Source organism: Collinsella sp. CLA-ER-H11, assembly GCF_040092445.1.
In the GTDB taxonomy this organism is placed as follows: Bacteria; Actinomycetota; Coriobacteriia; order Coriobacteriales; family Coriobacteriaceae; genus Collinsella.
In genome coordinates this window covers 1-19,824 of sequence record NZ_JBBNLN010000012.1, presented here as the reverse complement: position 1 = coordinate 19,824, position 19,824 = coordinate 1, and the positions used below count along the sequence as shown (strand labels likewise).

Here is a 19,824-nt window from a genome sequence, read left to right as displayed (position 1 = left end):
GGCGCTACCACTCGATCGTCTCGATAGGCACGGGATTTTGCTGGACCGTCTCGCTCTCCACACGACCACTCTTAAAGCGGATCAGGCGATCGGCCATGGGCGCGAGCGCGGAGTTGTGCGTGATGATGATGACCGTAATGCCCTGCTTGCGGCAGGTATCCTGCAGCAGCTTCAATATCTGCTTGCCGGTTTTGTAGTCGAGCGCGCCCGTGGGCTCGTCGCACAGAAGCAGCTTGGGGTTCTTTGCCAGTGCGCGGGCGATGGACACGCGCTGCTGCTCGCCGCCCGAAAGCTGTGCCGGAAAGTTGCCCAGGCGCTCGCCCAGGCCAACCTGGCGAAGCGTCTGTTCGGCATCGAGCGAATCGGGGCAAATTTGCGCCGCGAGCTCGACGTTTTCGAGCGCCGTCAGGTTGGGGACCAGATTGTAGAACTGGAAGACAAAGCCGACATCGGCGCGGCGGTATTCCACGAGCTGTGCCTCGTTAGCAGAGCTCACGTCGCGCCCGTCCACCGTCACGGTGCCGGAGGTCGCCGTATCCATGCCGCCCAGAATGTTGAGCGCCGTGGTCTTGCCGGCACCCGAAGCGCCCAGAATGATGGCGAGCTCACCGCGCTCGACCGTAAAACTCGCACCGTCGAGCGCGTGAATACGGGCGTCGCCCTCGCCGTATGCTTTGATGACGTCTTTGAATTCGATATAGGCCATCGATTAATTCCCATCTGGTCGGATAACTCTTTAGTATTACCCATTTCGCACCGACCAAAAAGGGACAGGTTTATTTTGGCAGGTTTTATATGGGGAAACGGCAGCTATAGATGAGGCGCCGGGGAGGCAGAGAAATCATCGACGGGGTCAGGCCGACCGCCAAACACAACGCACGCATCTCAATCTGTCAGCCAACTCATTCGAACAGCTGTTCGTTTCTATGATATGATTCAGCTATCTAAGCAGGCCAATACGCAGAAAGGCGGCCAACATGGCGTTCGACTTTAAGAAGGAATGCAAGGAGCTCTACAGACCTGCAAGCAAGCCGAGTATCGTAACTGTCCCGCCTATGAACTACGTAGCCGTTCGCGGAAAGGGTGACCCAAATACCGAAGGTGGCGAGTATCAAAACGCCCTGCCGTTGCTTTACGGCATCGCCTATACCGTCAAGATGTCGAAGAAAGGCTCAAGGAGTATCGAGGGCTATTTCGACTTTGTGGTACCGCCGCTCGAGGGTTTCTGGTGGCAAGACTCCCCGAGCGGCGACATCGACTATGTACGCAAGGACGATTTCAACTTTACCTCGTGCATCCGCCTGCCCGATTTCGTCACCCAAGATGACTTTGACTGGGCAGTCGCGGAAGCCACGACCAAGAAGAAACTGGACTTTTCCGCCGTTGAGCTGCTTAAAGTTGACGAGGGTCTCTGCGTTCAATGCATGCACACCGGGCCCTACGACAACGAACCGGCGACTGTAAACGCTATGCATGAATACATGACCGAGCAGGGCTATGTCCCCGACTTCTCAGACTCCCGTTTACATCACGAAATCTATCTCTCCGATCCACGCAAATGTGCACCGGAGAAACTTAAGACTGTGGTTCGTCATCCTATCAAGCGCGCTGAATAGCGTGGGGCGCCGTCCCGCGCATCAGGTTTTAGGCCAGGCAATCAGCCGCTCCAAGGTCATCTGGCAGCTTCCTTGACGCAGGTCATCGTATCTTATAATTTTATGTCTCTAAAGCTGGAAAGCCTCTCAACGATGCGCAACTCCAGCTCTTTTTATATCAAGAGGCTTAAATGAAATACCAGAAGTCGTGGATATCCATCAACGAACAGATAGTACTATTGACAGCTAACAAGGGTCTTAAGCGCTCTGATCAAAGCGAACTCGAGCGAGCTTTGGTCGAAGTCGGCTACTACAGGCAAAGTGTTCAAGCGTTACTCCTCGTACGCGCCCTCAAGCCGCAGCAGCCACTCCTTGCGGTCAAGCCCGCCGGCATATCCGTTGAGCGATCCGTCGGCTGCCACCACGCGATGGCACGGCACGATAATCGAAATGGGATTACGCGCGACCGCAGCCCCCACAGCACGGGGAGACACAACGGGCGCCTCGTTTCCCGGTACACGATGTCGGGCGGCGACACGCTGGGCGATCTCACCATACGTAGCGACCTCACCACGCGGAATAGAAAGCAGCTCAAACCAAACCTCGCGCTGAAACGCCGTACCGATCATATGCAACGGCGGCGTAAACCGAGGCTCCTGCCCTGCAAAATAAGCATTCAGCCAAGCCCAGGAACGCTCAAGCACCGAAGAGGCCGCACCATTTGCCGGATTCGCCGACAACATGCCACCAATACCGGAAACCGCGTCGGCGCCTTCAACGTGCTCCGCATCTTCTTTGAGCAGCGTAGAGCCAAAATGCTCCTGCCCCTCAAACCAAAGCCCTGTCAAACCGCGGCCATCAGCGGCAAGCAGAATCTCGCCCAAAGGCGAAGCAAACGTCGTCGTGACCACCAGCGGCTCCTTTCAAAACTCCGCACCATGATACCGCGAATTGTGCAGACAACCTGCCTGATACGCCCGGGCAGGCTCGTAATTGTTTAAGCGAGACCGCTTTCCCCAATCAAGCGAAGATGACGCGGGGGCTCGACGCCAAAGCGGTACCTCTACCAGCTGAGCTCTAATACTTTTCCCGAGAAGTGAACGAGTAAAAACGAAGCCCCGGAGCATCCACACCTTTAGACCGCAAAACCGCAGGATTCGCACAGCAAAACCGCAGGAAATAGCGGTCAAAATATGCCAATGCTTCAGGGGTCAAAATAAGGTCGTTCACTTCTCGGGAAAAGTATTAGACCCCGATTCACCCCAACCCCAAAGTCACCTCAGGCGGCAGGCGCAGCGCGCCGCAGCTGCCGTCACGGCCCCGCAGTCACCCCAGGCAGCAGGCGCGACAGCGCCGCAGCTGCCGACCGCGCTCCGCAGTCCCCAAAGGCGGCAGGCGCAAAGCGCCGAGGCCGCCGCCGGGACCAGGGCCTGCAACGGCCACGTGCCCCCATATCAGCCCAGCGGCCCCAACCAACAACGGCCCCATCGCAGGTCGCTTGCAGCAGCGTCACCGAAGGCGGGGGCCGGGCTTAGTTTTCAGAACACTCCGCAGACCAGTGTGGCGCCTTGTCCGCGGCTCCGAAGGAGCAGGACAAGGCGCCACACATGGTCGAGGACGTTCTGAAAACTAAGCCCGGCCCCCGCCGGACAGGTCACACTACTCGCAGAGCAGCTTAGCAATCTGGACGGCGTTGGTTGCCGCGCCCTTACGGATTTGATCGCCGCAGCACCAGAAGGTGATGCCACGCGCGGCCTCGGGGTTCGAGATATCGCGGCGCACACGACCGACCCAAATCAGGTCCTGGTCGGACGTATCCATCGGCATGGGGAAGCGATCGTGCGCATCCTCGGCGCTCATGTCGTCAACCAGCTTCACGCCCGGAGCGGCGGCCAGCGCAGCACGGGCCTCGTCAACCGTAATGTCGCGCTCAAACTCGAGCGTAATGCTCTCAGAGTGCGAGCGCAGCACGGGCACGCGCACGCAGGTGCAGTTCACGCGCAGCTCGGGCAGGTGCATGATCTTGCGGCCCTCGTTTTGCAGCTTCATCTCCTCGGAGGTAAAGCCCTCCTCCTTGACGCCGCCAATCTGCGGAATCAGGTTACTCGCGAGCTGGGCGGCAAATGCGCGCGGCTCGGGAATCTCCTCGCCACGGCCCAGAGCGGCCAGCTGAGCCTCGAGCTCGGCCATACCGGGAGCGCCAGCACCCGAAGCCGCCTGGTACGTCGAGACGATCATGCGCTTCACGCCGGCGAGCTGATGCAGCGGCCAGGTGGGAACCAGGCCGATAATGGTCGCGCAGTTGGGGTTGGCGATCAGGCCGTGGTGCCACTTGATGTCGTCGGCATTGATCTCGGGCACGACCAGCGGTACCTCGGGATCCATACGGAAGGCATGGCTGTTGTCGACCACGACGGCGCCGCGCTTGACGGCCTCGGGCAGTAGCTCCTTCGCAATGTCGTCGCCGGCGGCTCCAAGCACAATGTCACAGCCCTCAAAGGCCTCGGGGCAAGCCTCTTCGATCACGATCTGCTCGCCGCGGAACTCGACGGTTTTGCCCGCAGAACGAGCGCTCGCCAGCAGCTTGAGCTTGCCAACCGGAAACTCCTGCTCGTTTAAGCACTCGAGCATCTGGGTGCCCACGGCTCCCGTCGCGCCCAAAATAGCAACCGTGTACTGTTTCATGCTTCCCCCTTTAAAGGTTATGGCTTTTGCCTGCACGCCGAGCAGGCCGATTGTTGTTGCCAGTGTATACAAGAACGGGGCGGACACGAAACCCGCCCCGTCGAAACGAAACCGAAACGAAACGCCCCGTGCTAGATTTTTGGCACTTGTCCCAAAAATATACCGAGCAGTCGCTACTTTTTGAGCGCGGCCAGGGTGGGATCGACCGGCGTGGGAGCCTCCAAATCGGAGACCTTCACAATGCCGTTCTCATCGGAGAAGGCACGGTAAATGGTCCGAATCGCCAGGTCGAAGTCTTTCTCCTCGACACCGATAATGATGTTGATCTCGTCGCAGCTCTGCGAAATCATGCGCACGCTCACGCCGGCCTGGCCGAGCATGCCAAACAGATGCCCCGAGATACCCGCACGGCCGCGCAGGTTACGACCGACGGTCGCGATGAGCGCCAAGCCCTCGACAACCTCGATCTCGAGCGGCTCGACCTCCTGCTGAATGTCGCCCACAAGCGAGTACAGCGAGTCGTGCACATCCTGCTCCTGCACCACAGCGCCAAAGCGGTCGACACCGGTGGGCATGTGCTCGACGGAAACGTCATAGCGTTCGAACACCGAAAGTGCACGGCGCATAAAGCCAACGCGGGGCTTGGTGCGGTCGCGGGCAACGTTGATGGCGACAAAGCCGCGCTTGCCGGTCACGCCGGTAATGATGGGCTCGGCCTCACCCTCGTCAGCCGTCTCGCTAATGATGGTGCCAGGATCCTGCGGCGCATTGGTGTTCTTGATGACCAGCGGAATACCCGCCTCGCGCACGGGGAACACGGCCTCCTCGTGCAGGACACTTGCGCCCATGTACGAAAGCTCGCGCAGCTCCTCGTAGGTAACGCGCGCAATGGGCTGAGCCTCGGGAACAATACGCGGATCGGCAGAATAGAAACCCGAGACGTCGGTCCAGTTCTCGTACAGGTCGGCACCCAGGCACTTGGCCAGGATCGAGCCCGAGATATCGCCGCCGCCACGATCGAGCAGCTTGATCTGACCCTCACGCGTCGCGCCGTAGAAACCGGGCATAACAAAGCCGCCCTGCTGGCCGTACTCCTGCACCAGCTCGGAGGTACGGTTCATGCTGAGCGTACCGTCGTGATGGAATGCCACAACCGTCGCAGCGTCCAGGAACGGCAGACCCAGGTATTCGGCCATCAGGCGAGCGGTGAAGTACTCGCCGCGGCTCACGAGCTCCTCGGTGGAGTAGCCGCCCGAGCGGGCGCGCTCGGCAAAGGCCGCGAACTCCTTACGGATGGGATAGGTGAGCTCCAACTCGTCAGCGATATCAAAATAGCGCTGACCAATGTCCTCGAGCAGCTCCTCACACGACACGTGATACTTAACGTGCGCGTTAACCAGGTAGAGCAGGTCGGTCACCTTGGTGTCGCCCTTAAAGCGACGACCGCAGGCAGAAACCACCACAAAACGGCGGGCAGGGTCGGCATCGACGATGGCCTTGATCTTCTTGAAGTGTTCAGCGTCGGCGACCGACGAGCCGCCAAACTTGGCAATTTTTATCATGGCGTGGAGGTTACCTTTCTAAAAGCCTCTGCAAACCTGTTTTGCGCGCTCTGATACCATGGGTTCACCGATTGGGACCAAGGTATCCGAGGAGCACTGTTATATGGGAACTTATCATAGTACACGAGGACGCACTTTATCATGCTCAAGTAAGGTGGCAATCCGCACCGGCATCGCTCCCGACGGGGGTTTGTTTGTCTCGGACGAGCTTGGCACCCAGCAGGTCGATATCAGCTCGCTTGCCGATAAATCGTACTTTGAAATCGCTCAAAATGTGTTGGGAATGTTACTGAACGATTACACGGACGAAGAAATTTCGGCCTGTGTGAATGAGGCTTACCGCGGTACGTTTGCGAGTGATGAGGTCACGCCGCTCGTCAAACTCGACGCAGCGCCGGGCACCGACGCTCCTCAAACCTATGTGATGGAGCTCTTTGGCGGTCCCACGAGCGCCTTTAAGGACGTCGCCTTGCAGATGCTCCCCCGCCTGATGGCCCGCACCTCTGCCAAGGACGGTGGCGCCGAGCGCATCATGATCGTCACCGCCACGTCGGGCGACACGGGCAAGGCAGCGCTCGCCGGCTTTGCCGACGCTCCGGGCACGGGCATCACCGTCTTTTATCCCGAAGGCAAAGTCAGCCGCGTGCAGAATCTGCAGATGTCCACGCAGGAGGGCGGCAACGTCGCCGTCTGCGGCATCCGCGGCAACTTCGACGACGCCCAGAGCGCCGTCAAGCGCATCTTTGCCGATAAGGAGCTGGCCGAGCGCCTTGAAGCCGCCGGCACGGTGCTTTCGAGCGCCAACTCCATCAACGTCGGGCGCCTGGTGCCGCAGGTCGTCTACTACTTTGCCGCCTATGCGCAGCTGCTGCGCGCCGGTGCCATCGAGGCCGGCAATGCCGTGGAGTTCTGCGTGCCGACCGGCAACTTTGGCGATATCCTGGCCGGCTACTACGCCAAGCGCATGGGTCTGCCCGTTGCCAAGCTCATCGTCGCGAGCGACAAGAACAACGTTCTGGCTGACTTCCTGACCACCGGCGTCTACGACCGCAACCGTCCGTTCTTCACGACCATCTCGCCGTCGATGGACATCCTCATCAGCTCCAACCTGGAGCGCATGCTGTACTTCCTGTCCGATGGCGACTGCGAGCTCGTTGCCGGCCTTATGGAGCAGCTGGCACAGACTGGTCGCTATGAGGTTCCCGCCGACCTGCTGGCAAAGATTCAGAGCGTGTTTGGCTGCGGCTGGGCCAGCGAGGACGAGGTCCGCGCCGCCATCAAGAGCTGCTGGGACGCCAACGGCTACGTGATCGACCCGCACACCGCCTGCGGCTATCACGTCTTTGAGCAGGTCGCCCCCGCCGAGGGCGCTAAGGCTCGCGTGCTGCTTTCGACCGCCAGCCCCTACAAGTTCCCACGCGCCTGCTGCGACGCCCTGGGCCTCGACGTTCCCGAGGATGATTTTGAGGCCATGCGTGTACTCGAGCAGGCCACCAACACGGTCGCCCCGACCCAGCTCGCCGAGCTCGAGTCCAAACCCGTCCGCTTCGAAGACGTCTGCGACGTAGCCGACATGGCCAACTACGTAGAGTCTGCAGCAAAAAAGATGGCTACCAACTAAACCCCATATAAGGCGCCGGCGAAAGCCGGCGCACCTTCTTTTATCAGATACCTACCGGGATGATGACGAACGTGCATAGCGTGCCTGGCTGTTTAGTTCGTCGCGAGTTCCGCACGCAAAGGAAAGCACTTAATGTGCTTTCCGTCTTGCGCAGGACTGCCCGAGCAGCGAACTAAACAGCCAGGCACGCCAGGAGGACTCACATGATCAAGATCACCGTCCCAGCAACAAGCGCCAACTTGGGCATTGGCTACGATACCCTCGGCATGGCCGTCAGCCTCTACTCGCACTTTACCTTTGAGCGCGCCGACAAGCTCACCATCACGGGCTGCCCCGAAGAGTTCCAAAACGAGAATAACCTGGTCTATGTAAGCTTTGTCGATGCTCTGGCCGCCTGGGGCGAGCCGGCTTTTCCCGTTGCCATCGACATCCAGACCGACGTGCCCGTCGCCCGCGGCCTGGGCTCCAGCTCCACCTGCGTCGTCGCCGGCATTATGGCCGCCGCCGCACTGACAGGCCACACCGTCGACCGCGCCGAGCTGGTTCGCATCGCCACCGAGGTCGAGGGCCATCCCGATAACGTCGCCCCCGCTATCCTGGGCGGCGCCGTCTGCTCCTTTACGCCGACCGATTCGCTCCCCCAGTGCCTGCGCTACGAGGTGAGCGATCGCCTGCGTTTTATTACCGTGATTCCGCCCTACGAGGTACACACGAGCGAGGCGCGCAAGGTCGTGCCGCAGGAGATTCCGCTCTCCACCGCCGTGTGGCAGATGGGCCGCATCGCCGGTATGACGCGCGGCTTGGAGACCGGTGACCTCAACCTGATTGCCGCCGCCAATGACGACCGCATTCAGGAGCCCTATCGTCGCCGCCTGATTCCCGACTACAACGCCGTGCGCGACACCTGCCTTAACGGCGGCGCTAAGACCATCTGGATTAGCGGCTCGGGCTCGACCCTCATGGCTGTGACCGACGATACCATCGTGGCAAAGTTCCTGCAGGTCAAGCTGCGCGAGCAGTTCCCTAAGTGTGATACGCATATTCTGACGTGCGACACGGAAGGCGCCCAGATCGAATACCTGTAGTCGCCGTCCCGTATACTCGCCGGGGAGGCCAGGGGGCTTTGCCCCCAAATCGTCCTCGGACATGGCAGGACCCCCGCTGCGCACTTCGTGCGGCGGGGGTCCTGCCGTCCTGCGGAAAGATTTGGGGGCAAAGCCCCCTAGCCTCCCCTATGTTAACTTCACCGGCGGCGGCTACAGGGACCTACGCTCTGGAAAGTCGCCGGGCTGATAGTTTGGATTTTTATTGATAGGGGCTCTTGCTAGGCTGGAGCACTTCCTAGAGGCGGGCATCGGCTGTGTGCTTGGCTTAGACGGCGCCGGTTTCTTTGTATTCGAAGACTGGTTCTAGGAGGTCCTCGATGTTGCAGTGGAGGGCTTTTGCTATGGCTCGTACGCTTGTTACCGAGGCTTCATTGATGTTTCTCTGACGCTGCTCGTACATTTGGATTGAGCGGAGTGACACACCCGATTCGTATGCCAGATCTTGTTGGGTTTTCTTGAGTCTCTTTCTTGCTAACGCAAGTTTGGTTTGCCTGGACGCTTTTTTCGCCATATCGCAGACGAGACGAGCCACGCGTTCCTCCGAGGCTTCGTGCCAGGGGCAATACAGACTGCGCAGCACATCAAATGGAACGACATGCAGCAAATCTTCGAAAGACTCTCCTAAGCGCCACTGCAGGTATGCCAGCATCCAGCCTGTCCAGTATTCCGGTGTCTTTTCGAATCGGTAGGTTCGATTTGGCATCGGCCTTGATTGATAGCCGGACCTTTCGGCAATGAGCGCGAACAGCTCAACGCCCGATTTTCCCGACACTACCCATGCATTGCCGCGCTCAAACTCTCGAGCAACCCCGCTCAGGCAAAAGAGTTCAGCAACTTCCGATCCTTCTGCTCCATAGTCATTGACGGCATAGTCAAAGCAGTCGCCGAGGTTGTTCATTGCATCCTCGAGGTAGTAGACGGGGTATGTCCTACTCGGCCCACAATCCGTTAACTCTTGGATCATTCAAATCAACCCTCCCTGCCATCAAATCCCTAATGTCAACACCATCAGAGTCAAATCCGTTTACCGTATCCAGATACTTACGTCGAGCGTTCTGTTCTCGCTCAAATCGTTTGGGATAAAACTCAGCTCCCGAGACCTGCTTCCAATCGCAGAACCTGATCGCCGAGAACGCGCGCTCACTCATAAGCGCATATTGAGTGCCCAAATCCCCCAAAAACATAATGCGCTGCAATTGCCTGAGCGAGATCATGCCGTTGACAAACTGTCTTGCAAACGAGAAATAGGAATCGTCTGCACGATAGCCTCGAATAACGTCATAGGGAGAAATATCAATCAGGCAGTTATCCAGCAGATAACGAAGCCCCTCGCGTGCTACTGGCGTTGAAACATTGAACTCTCTGTTATTCGCCAGAATTGCAAGCCAGTTGAGAATCGAGAACTCACCTGATTCCAAATCCAAAATCGCAAGGCCATCTAAATCAAGCTCATATCGATTGGCAATGCCATCAGACTCGGTCCGACATGCCCACTCCATTGCCATTTCCTCATGCGGTGTGCAATAAAACCCGCGCCCATAGTCATTGAATTGCCTGCATTTATCCAACGATGGATGCTCGACAACAACCTCCGACCCGTGCCAAAGCTCCATATCGACCTCCTAAAAAATATCACCCCAGTGATAGTTTACCAATAACTATCACTGGGGTGATATAGATGGGAGCTTTTGAGGGGCTGCAGCCCGATTAGAGGCAGGCCTCGGCGATGCGCTTTTTGAGTTCGTCGATGCCGGTACCGGTCTGGGAGCTTGTGATGATCACGTTTTCGGCCGGGACGTTGAGCTGCTTTTTGATGGCTGCTGCCTGGCGGGCCTGCTGGGTGCGGCTGAGCTTATCGGCTTTGGTGAGGCAGACGATAAAGTTGAACTCGTTGCCCTGTAGATAGTCGATCATGTCGTGGTCGAGCTTGCTGGGGTCGTGGCGAATGTCCACCAGCGAGACGACCAAGTTAAAGCTGCGCTCGGAGTCGAAAAAGTCGCCAATGAGCTCGGCCCAACGATCGCGCTCGGCCTTGGAGCGACGCGCGAAACCGTAGCCCGGCAGGTCCACAAAGTGCACGTCGTCGGCCTCGAAGAAATTGATATTGCTCGTCTTGCCCGGCGTGCTGGAAACCTTGACCAGGTTCTTGCGGCCAAAGAGCTTGTTCATGATCGACGACTTGCCCACGTTGGAGCGGCCGACAAAGCTCACCTCGGGGCAGGTGGACTCGGGAATCTGCGAAACCTTGCCGTAGCTGGCAACGAACTTGGCAAGCTGATAGTTAATGGAATCGGCCATGGACACTCCTTGGTCGTAGGTTCTTACAAATAGACGCGCTATTGCGCAGCGGCAATGCGGCGGACGATATCGAGCGTGATGCCGCTCGCGGTGCGAGCGTACTCATCCAGATCGAACTCGCGCTCGCAAAACGCGTCATATGCCTCGTCACAATTATCGCTGATAGCGCGCAGCACTAGGCAATCGACACCATTCTTGGCCGCGATGTGCGCAATTGCCGCACCCTCCATCTCGACGCAATCGGCATGCGTGGCCTCAATCGCAGCGTTACGCATGGCGTCACCCGTAACAAAGCGGTCACCCGTGGCGATAGTGCCACACAGGAACTGCTTGGGGTCCTTCTCCGCAGAATTCTCATCCGCCGAGGTATCCACAAATCCATGCTCGGCAAGCACGGCGGCGGCAACATCAACCAACGCCGGCGTCGAGGCAAACTCCTCGAGCCCCGGCGCGGACTCGGCGATGAGTGCCGTATCGGTATCCAGATAGCGCAGGCACTTGCCTATAACCACGTCGTTAATATGGAGTTTAGGGTTTAGGCCGCCCGCAATACCCGAAAACACAACGGCCTGCGGGGCGTATTTGCTGATGAGATGCTGCGTTGCGGCAGCGGCGTTCACGGTCCCCATGCCTGCCGTCGTGGCGACTACCGTCAGACCCGAAAGCCCACCGTTCACAACGGTCAAGCCCGCCTCCTGCGACTCATGCGCGCCGCTCAGCTCTTCCTTAATCTGCGCAACCTCTTTTTCGAGTGCGCCTATGATCGCGATGGTTGCCATGCCATCCCCCAAATCCGTGCAAATTGCTTATCCACGGTATGGTACCAGCATTTTGGCTCAGCCGCGTCAGCACCAAGCCGTTAAGTCAGTACAGCTCGGGTATCATAAAGGGGCAAAAATAGCTTGTTAGCCGATGGCCGACCTGAGCTCCGCACGGCGCTTTTTCATGCCGGTCATAACGGCATTGCGCAGCTCGGGCATGCGCGCGGTATCCATCTGGGGCACGCCCTCGAGCTTATAGGGAATGCCCAGTTGCTCGTACTTGACGACACCCATCGTGTGATACGGCAGCATTTCCAGGCCCACCACGTTGTGCCATGGAGCGATGAGGCGACCGAGCTTCTCGCACTCCTCCACCGTGTCGGTAATGCCCGGCACAACCACGTGGCGGATAACGACCTTGATCTTGCGACGGGCAAGCTCATCGCCAAACGCCAGGATACGTGCAGGATCGCAGCCGGTCAGCTTTTTATGCTCAGCCGGATCGGCATGTTTGATGTCGAGCAGCACCATGTCGGTCTCGTTGAGCACGGCATCAAACTTCTCGGGATGGCCGGGATCAAACGCATACCCGCAGCTGTCAAGGCAGGTATGCACGCGGCCATCGGGGTTGTTGTGCATTGCACGGAACAGGTCGGCCAAAAACTCGGGCTGCAGGAGCGGCTCGCCGCCGGACACCGTAATTCCACCGCTGCGATAGAACTCGTGGTTACTCTGGAACTCATCCATCAGGTGTTCGACGGTCACCATGGTGCCGCCGTTGACCGACCAGGTATCGGGATTGTGACAATACGCGCAGCGCATGGGACAGCCCTGGACAAACACCACAAAGCGAATGCCGGGTCCGTCGACCGTTCCCATCGTCTCGATTGAATGCACGCGGCCTAGGGCAAATGCGGAATCCTCAGGACGAGCGTCCACACCCTCAAGCGTCATCTCAGCCATTCCCGCTACCTTGCCTCTCCTTGGATGCAACCAATTAAAATGCCAGAGCCATTCTAGCCCATGCGCTTGCGTTTAAACGTCTCGGGCTAGAATGGCACGTTTTAATCTATCCCCCATCACCATGGCTGGGGTCTACGTCGAGATGTCAGGCTGAAGAACGCTCACCTGCGGCCTTTACGCCTTAAGCGTGAGCACCGCACCGAAGGCGGTCGGGCCGCAGTGGCTCGAGATGACGCCACCAACCTGAGTCCAGGTAATGTCCTTAAAGCCCAGGTCGCGCGCATAGATTTCCATGTCGTCGCGCAACTCCTCGGAAAGACCCACCGAATACGCCAGGCCAATATGCGAGTAGTCGATCTCGCCCTTGGCAACCATGTGGTCAATAAAGGCACGGGCGCACTTGAGCATAGAACCGCGGAACTTCTTGGTCGCCACGAACTTGCCGCCCGTCACCTCAATGCAGGGCTTAATCTTGAGCAGGTGGGCACCGAGGAATGCCACGTTGGACAGACGACCGCCTGCCTTAAGGAAGGCAAGGTCCGTAGGAACAAAGCCCAGCAGCACACGGTCCATGACGGAGTTCGTAAATGCAAAGATCTCGTCGACGGTGGCATCGGGGTGAGCCTCGATGTATTTGGCGGTCTCGACGACAACAAGCGACTGGCCCACCGAGACAAAGCGCGTGTCCATGGAGAACACGTAGTCGCGGCCCTTAGCTGCAATCTTGGAGGACTGATGCGAGCAGGTCGTGGCCTCGGAGTACGCAAGATGCAGAATGGTCGCATCGGGCTGCTCGGCATGGATACGGTCGTACACGTGAGCAAAATCCGCAGGCGCGCAGCCGCTGGTCTTGGGCATTACGCCAAACTCGTTGCAGCGTGAATAAATCTCGAGCGGATCGATCGAGCCGTCCTCGACGGTCTCGTCACCAATCATGACATGCATGGGCACGCGCACGATGCCGTAGCGTTCGCAAAGCTCCGGCGTCACATCCGACCCAGACTCAACCACGATTACGTACTTGCCCATTATTATCACGACCCATCTCAACATTGGCTTTTCAATACATGGCACGCGCCGCCGCACTGTTGCACAACGGCGTCCAAGCGCCAAAGAGACGCCGCCCCTTGCACACAACAAAGGACAGCGTCTCCCTGGAAAACTCCGTGCATCCTGAGATTCTACACGGTTTATTAAGGAGTGTTACTTATTCCGCAAACGGTCGCTATACGCGATAAACGGTAGCTGGCCGCGGTAACTGCGACACATTCCGCCCAGCAAGTCCAATCGTACTCCATGCACGGTTAATGCACGAGGCGGTAGAAATTCATCGATACCGCACCCTCGGCGTGCAGCTCCATCGCCGGAACCGCCGGCGAATAGGTACGGCTCGTAAGTGCCGCCTCGCCGCCATTTGCAAAAATCTCGACCATCGTAGTGTCCGAAAGCACGCGTAGGTCGCGAAGCTCGCCGAGCTCAATCGACCTCTGGTCGCGCCCATAGCCTTCGTCACCCATATCGAGGGTAAGCATCCCGTCCGTATAACGCACAAAGACACCCTTGCGGATTTCGAGCTCGACCATCTTGGCGCCCTCACAGGAAACCACAAGATCAAACAGGCGGCCCGGCTCCTCAACGGTTTCACCGCCTGTCGCGCGAACGCAGTCGCCGCGCACCTTCTCAATCTCGTGCGCCGGCTGCTGACAGAGCTTACCATCGCGTATGCTCAGCTCTCGCGGCACCGTCAACGCGCACTGCCACCCGCGTGCCACCGTCGGGTTTTCTGCCGTCGCATCGGGGCAACCAGACCACCCGATCATCAAACGCCGACCCGCAGCATCCTCAAAGGACTGCGGTGCGTAGAAATCAAAGCCGGCATCGACCATCGGGGGCATGCCCTGCCCGGTGATCTTAAAGCTCGGCGCCTCCCAATCGGCCTCGATGGAGAACCACACGCACTGGTGCGGATTGCGGTAACACCAACCATCGGCGGGCACACCCTGCGGACAGCAAACGAGAATAAGCTCGCCATCAAGCTCAAATAGATCAGGGCACTCCCACATAAAGCCAAACTTCTCGCCCGGCTCAATGCGCGTCGCATAGCTCCAGTCCTCTAGATCGTGCGAGGCATAGACAAGCACGCAGCCACGATTGTCTTTCGTACGAGCGCCGAGAACCATGTAGTAGATACCGTCGTGTTCAAGGATTTTGGGGTCGCGCACGTGCGTACCGATATCGTCGGGGTAATCGACCGGCCCAACAGCCATGCGCTTCTCGCCCAATTCGTCGGGATTCTCGGCAACCATATGAATTTGGTTTTGCTCACGGCCCGTCAACACGTAGTCGTAATCATCGCGGTCAAAATGCTTGACGTTGCCGGTATAGAAGTAGTGAATCTTACCATCACGTACAAAGGCAGAACCAGAATACGCTCCACTCGAATCCAAATCGGAATCGGGAAACAGCACGGGACCGTGATTCTCGTAGGTCACAAAATCCTTTGTCGTCAGATGGTTCCAAAGCACTGGACCGCCATGCGCAGCATCGAACGGATCGTATTGATGATAGATGTGATACGTATCACCAATCTGAACCAAACCGTTGGGGTCGTTGAGCCAGCCAAGCTCAGGCTCCACATGGAACAGGAGCCTATCGGGGTCGGACGCGATGCGAGCCGCCGTCTCGTCCTGTCCAGCTCGCCACTGCTCATAGTCCGCGCGTGTCACCTTATTTTTTTGATTAAACATCGCCGTTGACTTTCTCGTCTATGGGGAAGGACGCTCGACTCACACGAGTCGAACGCCCTTCCTCAAATGGACTTATCCTCAGATTACGCTGAACGGCTCAACTAGAAGCTAACGTCGAAGCCAGCGCCAGCGCCCTCTTCATCGGTGGTCGGCACGCCCTTTGCCTTGTTGTAGGCAAAGATCAAGACGATCGGCACGATAAAGGCGATGAGATTGCCGGCCACATACCACACGAGCGTCTCGGGCGTAACGATGAGCAGGCCAAGCACACCGGTCAGACCCTGACCGATAGCGCGCACCTCAAAGAGCTTCACGAAGGCACCGCCGCAGCCTGCACCGATGCAAGCGCAGACGAACGGGATGATCGAGTAGCGCATGTTTGCAGCAAAGATTGCGGGCTCGGAGATACCGACCAGCGTCGGGATAAAGGACGACATGCAGATGTTGCGCTCTTTGGAGTGCTTCTTGTGGATGAGATACATGCCGATGGCGCCGCCGCCCTGGGCGATGATGGAAACCGACCAGATGGCCTGGATGTAGTTGAAGCCGGTCGTGGCAACGAGGTTGGCCTCAATACCCTGGATGAACTGATGCGTACCGGTAACGACGAGCGGCTGCAGGAACGCGGCGAAGACAAAGGCGCCAAAGACGCCCATCCTGTTGTACAGGACATCGATTACGCCAGCGAGGACGTCGCCGATCAGGTTGCCGAGCGGGCCGAACACGGTGAACAGGGCAACGTTAGCAAGAATCAGGGTAACGGTCGGGACAAAGACAAACGAGACGACCTCGGGGATGTACTTCTGGGCAATCTTTTCGACCTTGGCCATAAACCAGGCAGTCAGGATTGCAGGGAACACGCCGCCCTGGAAAGCAACCATGGGAATGGAGAGCGGACCAAAGTTCCAGTACTCAGCACCCGTCGGATCCATAACGAACGTGTTGCGGTTCATAAGGCTCGGGTGAACCATGACGATACCGACGAGGATGCCCAGAATCGGGTTACCGCCAAAACGCTTCACCGCGCTGTACATAACCAGGACAGGCAGGTAGTCAAACGTGGTGGCGATAATGGCAAAGAAGCTTGCGAGGTTCTTGAGGAACTCGCTGTGGTCGGCAAGGCTACCCTCCATGCCAAAGAGGCCGTTGGCAACGATCAGCGACTTAAGGCCGATGATGATAGCAGCGCCGACGAAAGCGGGAATGATGGGGATAAAGATATCCGAGAATACCTTGAGGACCGAGAAGAACTTGCCCTTCTTGTCCGCCTCGGCGCCCTTGACCTCGGAAGCGCTGATCTCCTTAACGCCCGTCAGAGCCATAAACTCATCGTAGACCTTGTTGACGGTACCGGTACCGAAGATGATCATGAGCTGGCCGCTGTTGTACAGCACGCCCTTGACGCCATCGATGTTCTCGAGCTCGGCCTTGTTGTACTTGCTCGTATCCTTGAGCACCAGACGCAGACGCGTAACGCAATGCGTGGCGCCCTCGATGTTCTCCAGACCGCCGACGTTATCGACGACTTGCTGAGACACTACTTTGTAGTCCATGTTCCTCTCCATTCCCTTACGAAATCATAAAACGTTTTGATGCCATTACAGAGACGCGATCGTTGCATTTGCGCACTTGAGCGTACCGTCGGTGACCGTCAGTGCCACACCCTGGCCCTGCTTATTGCAGAAGCGCGCGTTAAGCGCAACATCATCGACAAAGATGGTCGCGATATCGTCGTCAACGACCAGACGCACATGATGAGTGCCCTCGCCCTTAAAGAACAACGGACGCTCGAGGCCCATGTTGTTGACCTGGAACCACGGATACTGGGGGGCCGCCGTAAACTCGAGCTTGCCCTCACGCAGGTTGGCGCGGAACTCATAGGCAAGACCGGACTCGGCGTCCTCGGCAAGCTTCACCGAGAAGCCGGCAGCGTCACCGGCGAGCTCGATGTCGGCATCGAGCATATAGGTGGAACCGGCATCCGCGGCGAGCACCTGCTCGACCTTGCCCGACTCGCAGGAAAGCTCAAAGGCCTCGACTGCCTTAGCCTCGCCAAAGGCGCCAAGCATGCTGTCGGGGAGCTTGGTGCCGAGCGTTCCGTCAGCACGCTGAACGATCTCGAGAGGCATAAAGGTGCCACCCCACAGGTAAGAGCTGGGGTCACCGCCCTCGTCACGCGTAGGAACCCAACCAAAGAGAACGCGGCGCTCGCCATCAAATGCGGTACGCGCGGCATAGTACGCGCGGCCATCGAAGGAATCGTCCGCAGGAGTGATCCAAGGACCGTTGATAGAGCGAGACATGCGGTAACGGGTCTTGTTGCCATCACTGTACTCGGAGAACACCAGATACCACCAGTCGCCCATCTTAAAGAGATCAGGCATCTCGAACATGGTGTACAGGCCCGGATTCCACCAGTCGCCCTGGAACTCCCAGGTATCCAGGTCCTTGGAGGTGAACTTGACCAGACGACCGGTCATCAGACGCTTGTCCTCGCCCACACGCGTGCCGAGGATGAGCATGTACTCTTCGTTCTCCTCATCCCAAAGCACAAAGGGATCGCGCCAGTTGCGGTCATCGTAACCCTCCTGGGGCGGAAGCAGCGTCTCGGCGATGTTCTTCTCCCACTTGACGGCGTCGTCACTCGTTGCGTGAAGAAGAACCTGCTTCATCAAGCGTGCCTTGACCTTATCGCGATTGCAACCAGTGTAGAGCGCATGGTACTTGTCGCCCACCTTAAACACCGTGCCGGCATAAACATACTGGTCGACTTCCTCGTCGCCGCCACGCTCAAGGCTCTCGCCAAAGTCTTTGTAATTGACGAAGTCCTTGGTTGTCGCGAGTGCCCAGCCAAACGGCTCTCCGAAAGGTCCGGGGTTTCGCGTGTCACGCTGATGATAGAGATAGAACGTGCCGTCCTCGCCGTACGGCATGATGTCGCCTACCCAAATTCCCTCAGGCTGGTAATACACCTTGTGCATCCGAGACTTCCTTTCTCACGAGATACTAACTCGGTACAACTGCAAGATATGTCAATCGTTTTCATATGTCAAACGTTTTCACACCAATACGTCTTTTCGCAGTTCCAGTCGTCGGCAAACGGTTGGCATATGCCGGCGAACGGTCATCAGAGGTGTTTGAGGAATTCTTTTGGCACGGGATGAACTACGCGGTTTTGCCCTCAATGAGTTCAACGGGGAGCTTGATATTCGATTCGGGCTTTTCGCCGTTAATAAGAGCAATGATGGATTGCGCCGCGAGCTCTCCGATGCGATCGATATCTTGGCGAACGGTTGTTAAGTCAGGCATAAACGTCATAGTGCGGCGGGCACCATCCGCGCCCACGACCTTAATATCGCCCGGAGCGCTCAAGCCGCGCTGCTTCATCACGTTAAGACAGATAGCCGCCATCGTGTCGTCTCCCGCAAAGATGCCGTCAATATCGGGGTTCTCATCGAGGATCTTCGCAACGACCGCGCTCTTTTCGTCGTCGGGCTTAACGAACTCGACCTCACGGACAAGCGCGGGCAAACCGGCCTGCTCAACAACATCGAGGTAGGCATCGGTACGCTTATTGGCAGGCATGCGCATGCGGCTATTGCTGCGCAGGCACAGGATGCGCGAACACCCGTCATCGATCAGGCGACGCGTGGCAAGTTCGCCGATACTATAGCTGTCGCTCGCAATCTGAACAGAGGCCTCGCCAAGGTCGCAGTCGATACCAACCAGACTCAAACCCATCTCGGCATACGCCTCGGCACCGATATTAAGCGAGTTGACAATGACGCCATCAACCATATTGCGCCGAAGCATATCGATATAAGAACGCTCAAGATCAGGTCGATTGGCACTATTGCACAGCAGCATCTTAAAACCGTTTTCGGCCAGGGTACGCTCAACGGCTTGAACCGCTTGTGCATGAAACGGGCTGCTGACATAGGGGACGATCATACCGATAAGATTCAGGCGACCGTTGAGCATGGCACGAGCGATATCGTTGGGCGTATAGTTGATGCGCTTCATCGCGGCATGGACCTTATCGCGGGTCTCTTGGCTAATATAGCCACGATTATTAAGCACACGAGATACCGTAGTAGGCGAAACCCCCGCCACCGCCGCAACTTCCTTGATGCCAGGCTTAGCCGTATCCTTAGAACGAGCACTCTCGCGAGCCATAGCACCCTCCCCCATCAACATGCCATACGTTTACATACGAACAAAGCATACCCCAACAACAGCGGGAAGACGGTAACAGCACAAGTAAGTAAACGACTCATCCAAATAATTAGGAGAGTTCCGCCTAAAGGGTGACTCCAAAGGACCCCACATGGCCGGTTTTGGGTTATTTTCCAAAACATCCCGCACTGATATTTTCTGTATTGAAGACGTCGATGGTGCACCCGTATACCATTGACGTCGACACCATCAGATGCGGACCGCGCGGTGACCCCACATTCCGCTGGCGCCCACAGGGCTGCCCTCGTTT

The 19,824-nt window shown here is 57.8% G+C and carries 17 protein-coding genes; 3 read left to right on the top strand and 14 right to left on the bottom strand.

The features are described from left to right. Nucleotides 1–4: 4 nt before the first annotated feature. On the bottom strand, nucleotides 5–706 hold the full coding sequence (locus AAAX35_RS08165; protein WP_195543976.1) for an ABC transporter ATP-binding protein: 702 nt from the start codon (nucleotides 704–706) through the stop codon (nucleotides 5–7). Nucleotides 707–977: 271 nt separating this feature from the next. Here AAAX35_RS08165 and AAAX35_RS08160 point away from each other — a divergent pair, with 271 nt between their 5' ends. Further along, nucleotides 978–1,616, top strand: a complete 639-nt coding sequence (locus AAAX35_RS08160) for a GyrI-like domain-containing protein (protein ID WP_349117297.1) — start codon at nucleotides 978–980, stop codon at nucleotides 1,614–1,616. A 311-nt stretch (nucleotides 1,617–1,927) separates the two neighbouring features. On the opposite strand, the gene AAAX35_RS08155 is transcribed toward AAAX35_RS08160, so the two are convergent. The 3 genes from AAAX35_RS08155 to AAAX35_RS08145 form a co-directional block, all read right to left on the bottom strand. Continuing rightward, nucleotides 1,928–2,506, bottom strand: coding sequence for a methylated-DNA--[protein]-cysteine S-methyltransferase (locus AAAX35_RS08155; RefSeq protein ID WP_324252552.1), 579 nt, complete (start codon nucleotides 2,504–2,506; stop codon nucleotides 1,928–1,930). 748 nt (nucleotides 2,507–3,254) lie between these two features. Next, nucleotides 3,255–4,280, bottom strand: coding sequence for an aspartate-semialdehyde dehydrogenase (locus tag AAAX35_RS08150; RefSeq protein ID WP_195543974.1), 1,026 nt, complete (start codon nucleotides 4,278–4,280; stop codon nucleotides 3,255–3,257). 173 nt (nucleotides 4,281–4,453) lie between these two features. Further along, nucleotides 4,454–5,842, bottom strand: coding sequence for an aspartate kinase (locus tag AAAX35_RS08145; protein ID WP_195543973.1), 1,389 nt, complete (start codon nucleotides 5,840–5,842; stop codon nucleotides 4,454–4,456). Nucleotides 5,843–5,945: 103 nt separating this feature from the next. Here AAAX35_RS08145 and thrC point away from each other — a divergent pair, with 103 nt between their 5' ends. Next, the gene (gene thrC, locus AAAX35_RS08140; protein ID WP_349117296.1) at nucleotides 5,946–7,463 is read left to right on the top strand and encodes a threonine synthase; all 1,518 of its coding nucleotides are present in this window, start codon (nucleotides 5,946–5,948) and stop codon (nucleotides 7,461–7,463) included. Between the two features lie 203 nt (nucleotides 7,464–7,666). Beyond that, the gene (gene thrB, locus AAAX35_RS08135; RefSeq protein WP_138374602.1) at nucleotides 7,667–8,548 is read left to right on the top strand and encodes a homoserine kinase; all 882 of its coding nucleotides are present in this window, start codon (nucleotides 7,667–7,669) and stop codon (nucleotides 8,546–8,548) included. Between the two features lie 286 nt (nucleotides 8,549–8,834). Here thrB and AAAX35_RS08130 read toward each other — a convergent pair whose 3' ends face one another. The 10 genes from AAAX35_RS08130 to AAAX35_RS08085 form a co-directional block, all read right to left on the bottom strand. Beyond that, on the bottom strand, nucleotides 8,835–9,467 hold the full coding sequence (locus tag AAAX35_RS08130; protein ID WP_195543971.1) for a helix-turn-helix transcriptional regulator: 633 nt from the start codon (nucleotides 9,465–9,467) through the stop codon (nucleotides 8,835–8,837). A 31-nt stretch (nucleotides 9,468–9,498) separates the two neighbouring features. Further along, nucleotides 9,499–10,182, bottom strand: a complete 684-nt coding sequence (locus AAAX35_RS08125) for a DUF3990 domain-containing protein (RefSeq protein ID WP_195543970.1) — start codon at nucleotides 10,180–10,182, stop codon at nucleotides 9,499–9,501. Nucleotides 10,183–10,276: 94 nt separating this feature from the next. Then, a complete protein-coding gene (gene yihA, locus AAAX35_RS08120) occupies nucleotides 10,277–10,867 on the bottom strand; it encodes a ribosome biogenesis GTP-binding protein YihA/YsxC (RefSeq protein ID WP_006234871.1) in 591 nt (196 codons plus the stop codon). 38 nt (nucleotides 10,868–10,905) lie between these two features. Continuing rightward, nucleotides 10,906–11,646 (bottom strand): 5'-methylthioadenosine/S-adenosylhomocysteine nucleosidase, encoded by a 741-nt coding sequence (gene mtnN / locus AAAX35_RS08115; RefSeq protein WP_349117295.1) that lies wholly within the window; start codon nucleotides 11,644–11,646, stop codon nucleotides 10,906–10,908. A 126-nt stretch (nucleotides 11,647–11,772) separates the two neighbouring features. Continuing rightward, nucleotides 11,773–12,591, bottom strand: a complete 819-nt coding sequence (gene pflA / locus AAAX35_RS08110) for a pyruvate formate-lyase-activating protein (protein ID WP_152067596.1) — start codon at nucleotides 12,589–12,591, stop codon at nucleotides 11,773–11,775. Between the two features lie 174 nt (nucleotides 12,592–12,765). Continuing rightward, nucleotides 12,766–13,620, bottom strand: a complete 855-nt coding sequence (locus AAAX35_RS08105; RefSeq protein WP_229090599.1) for a DegV family protein — start codon at nucleotides 13,618–13,620, stop codon at nucleotides 12,766–12,768. A gap of 275 nt (nucleotides 13,621–13,895) precedes the next feature. After that, nucleotides 13,896–15,338 carry a glycoside hydrolase family 32 protein gene (locus AAAX35_RS08100; protein WP_195543966.1) on the bottom strand — a complete coding sequence of 481 codons (1,443 nt, stop codon included), beginning with the start codon at nucleotides 15,336–15,338 and terminating at the stop codon, nucleotides 13,896–13,898. A 101-nt stretch (nucleotides 15,339–15,439) separates the two neighbouring features. Further along, complete coding sequence (locus AAAX35_RS08095; RefSeq protein ID WP_271747769.1) at nucleotides 15,440–16,891, bottom strand: PTS transporter subunit EIIC; 1,452 nt, start codon at nucleotides 16,889–16,891, stop codon at nucleotides 15,440–15,442. A gap of 45 nt (nucleotides 16,892–16,936) precedes the next feature. After that, the gene (locus AAAX35_RS08090; RefSeq protein ID WP_117743236.1) at nucleotides 16,937–18,319 is read right to left on the bottom strand and encodes a family 43 glycosylhydrolase; all 1,383 of its coding nucleotides are present in this window, start codon (nucleotides 18,317–18,319) and stop codon (nucleotides 16,937–16,939) included. Nucleotides 18,320–18,503: 184 nt separating this feature from the next. Then, the gene (locus AAAX35_RS08085; RefSeq protein ID WP_349117294.1) at nucleotides 18,504–19,514 is read right to left on the bottom strand and encodes a LacI family DNA-binding transcriptional regulator; all 1,011 of its coding nucleotides are present in this window, start codon (nucleotides 19,512–19,514) and stop codon (nucleotides 18,504–18,506) included. Nucleotides 19,515–19,824 lie beyond the last annotated feature (310 nt).

What these genes read in the sequence shown, in the direction of transcription:
- AAAX35_RS08165 (WP_195543976.1), bottom strand. Translation starts at nt 706, where the DNA reads ATGGCCTATATCGAATTCAAAGACGTCATCAAAGCATACGGCGAGGGC.
- AAAX35_RS08160 (WP_349117297.1), top strand. Translation starts at nt 978, where the DNA reads ATGGCGTTCGACTTTAAGAAGGAATGCAAGGAGCTCTACAGACCTGCA.
- AAAX35_RS08150 (WP_195543974.1), bottom strand. Translation starts at nt 4,280, where the DNA reads ATGAAACAGTACACGGTTGCTATTTTGGGCGCGACGGGAGCCGTGGGC.
- AAAX35_RS08145 (WP_195543973.1), bottom strand. Translation starts at nt 5,842, where the DNA reads ATGATAAAAATTGCCAAGTTTGGCGGCTCGTCGGTCGCCGACGCTGAA.
- thrC (WP_349117296.1), top strand. Translation starts at nt 5,946, where the DNA reads ATGGGAACTTATCATAGTACACGAGGACGCACTTTATCATGCTCAAGT.
- thrB (WP_138374602.1), top strand. Translation starts at nt 7,667, where the DNA reads ATGATCAAGATCACCGTCCCAGCAACAAGCGCCAACTTGGGCATTGGC.
- AAAX35_RS08130 (WP_195543971.1), bottom strand. Translation starts at nt 9,467, where the DNA reads ATGAACAACCTCGGCGACTGCTTTGACTATGCCGTCAATGACTATGGA.
- AAAX35_RS08125 (WP_195543970.1), bottom strand. Translation starts at nt 10,182, where the DNA reads ATGGAGCTTTGGCACGGGTCGGAGGTTGTTGTCGAGCATCCATCGTTG.
- yihA (WP_006234871.1), bottom strand. Translation starts at nt 10,867, where the DNA reads ATGGCCGATTCCATTAACTATCAGCTTGCCAAGTTCGTTGCCAGCTAC.
- mtnN (WP_349117295.1), bottom strand. Translation starts at nt 11,646, where the DNA reads ATGGCAACCATCGCGATCATAGGCGCACTCGAAAAAGAGGTTGCGCAG.
- pflA (WP_152067596.1), bottom strand. Translation starts at nt 12,591, where the DNA reads ATGGCTGAGATGACGCTTGAGGGTGTGGACGCTCGTCCTGAGGATTCC.
- AAAX35_RS08105 (WP_229090599.1), bottom strand. Translation starts at nt 13,620, where the DNA reads ATGGGCAAGTACGTAATCGTGGTTGAGTCTGGGTCGGATGTGACGCCG.
- AAAX35_RS08100 (WP_195543966.1), bottom strand. Translation starts at nt 15,338, where the DNA reads ATGTTTAATCAAAAAAATAAGGTGACACGCGCGGACTATGAGCAGTGG.
- AAAX35_RS08095 (WP_271747769.1), bottom strand. Translation starts at nt 16,891, where the DNA reads ATGGACTACAAAGTAGTGTCTCAGCAAGTCGTCGATAACGTCGGCGGT.
- AAAX35_RS08090 (WP_117743236.1), bottom strand. Translation starts at nt 18,319, where the DNA reads ATGCACAAGGTGTATTACCAGCCTGAGGGAATTTGGGTAGGCGACATC.
- AAAX35_RS08085 (WP_349117294.1), bottom strand. Translation starts at nt 19,514, where the DNA reads ATGGCTCGCGAGAGTGCTCGTTCTAAGGATACGGCTAAGCCTGGCATC.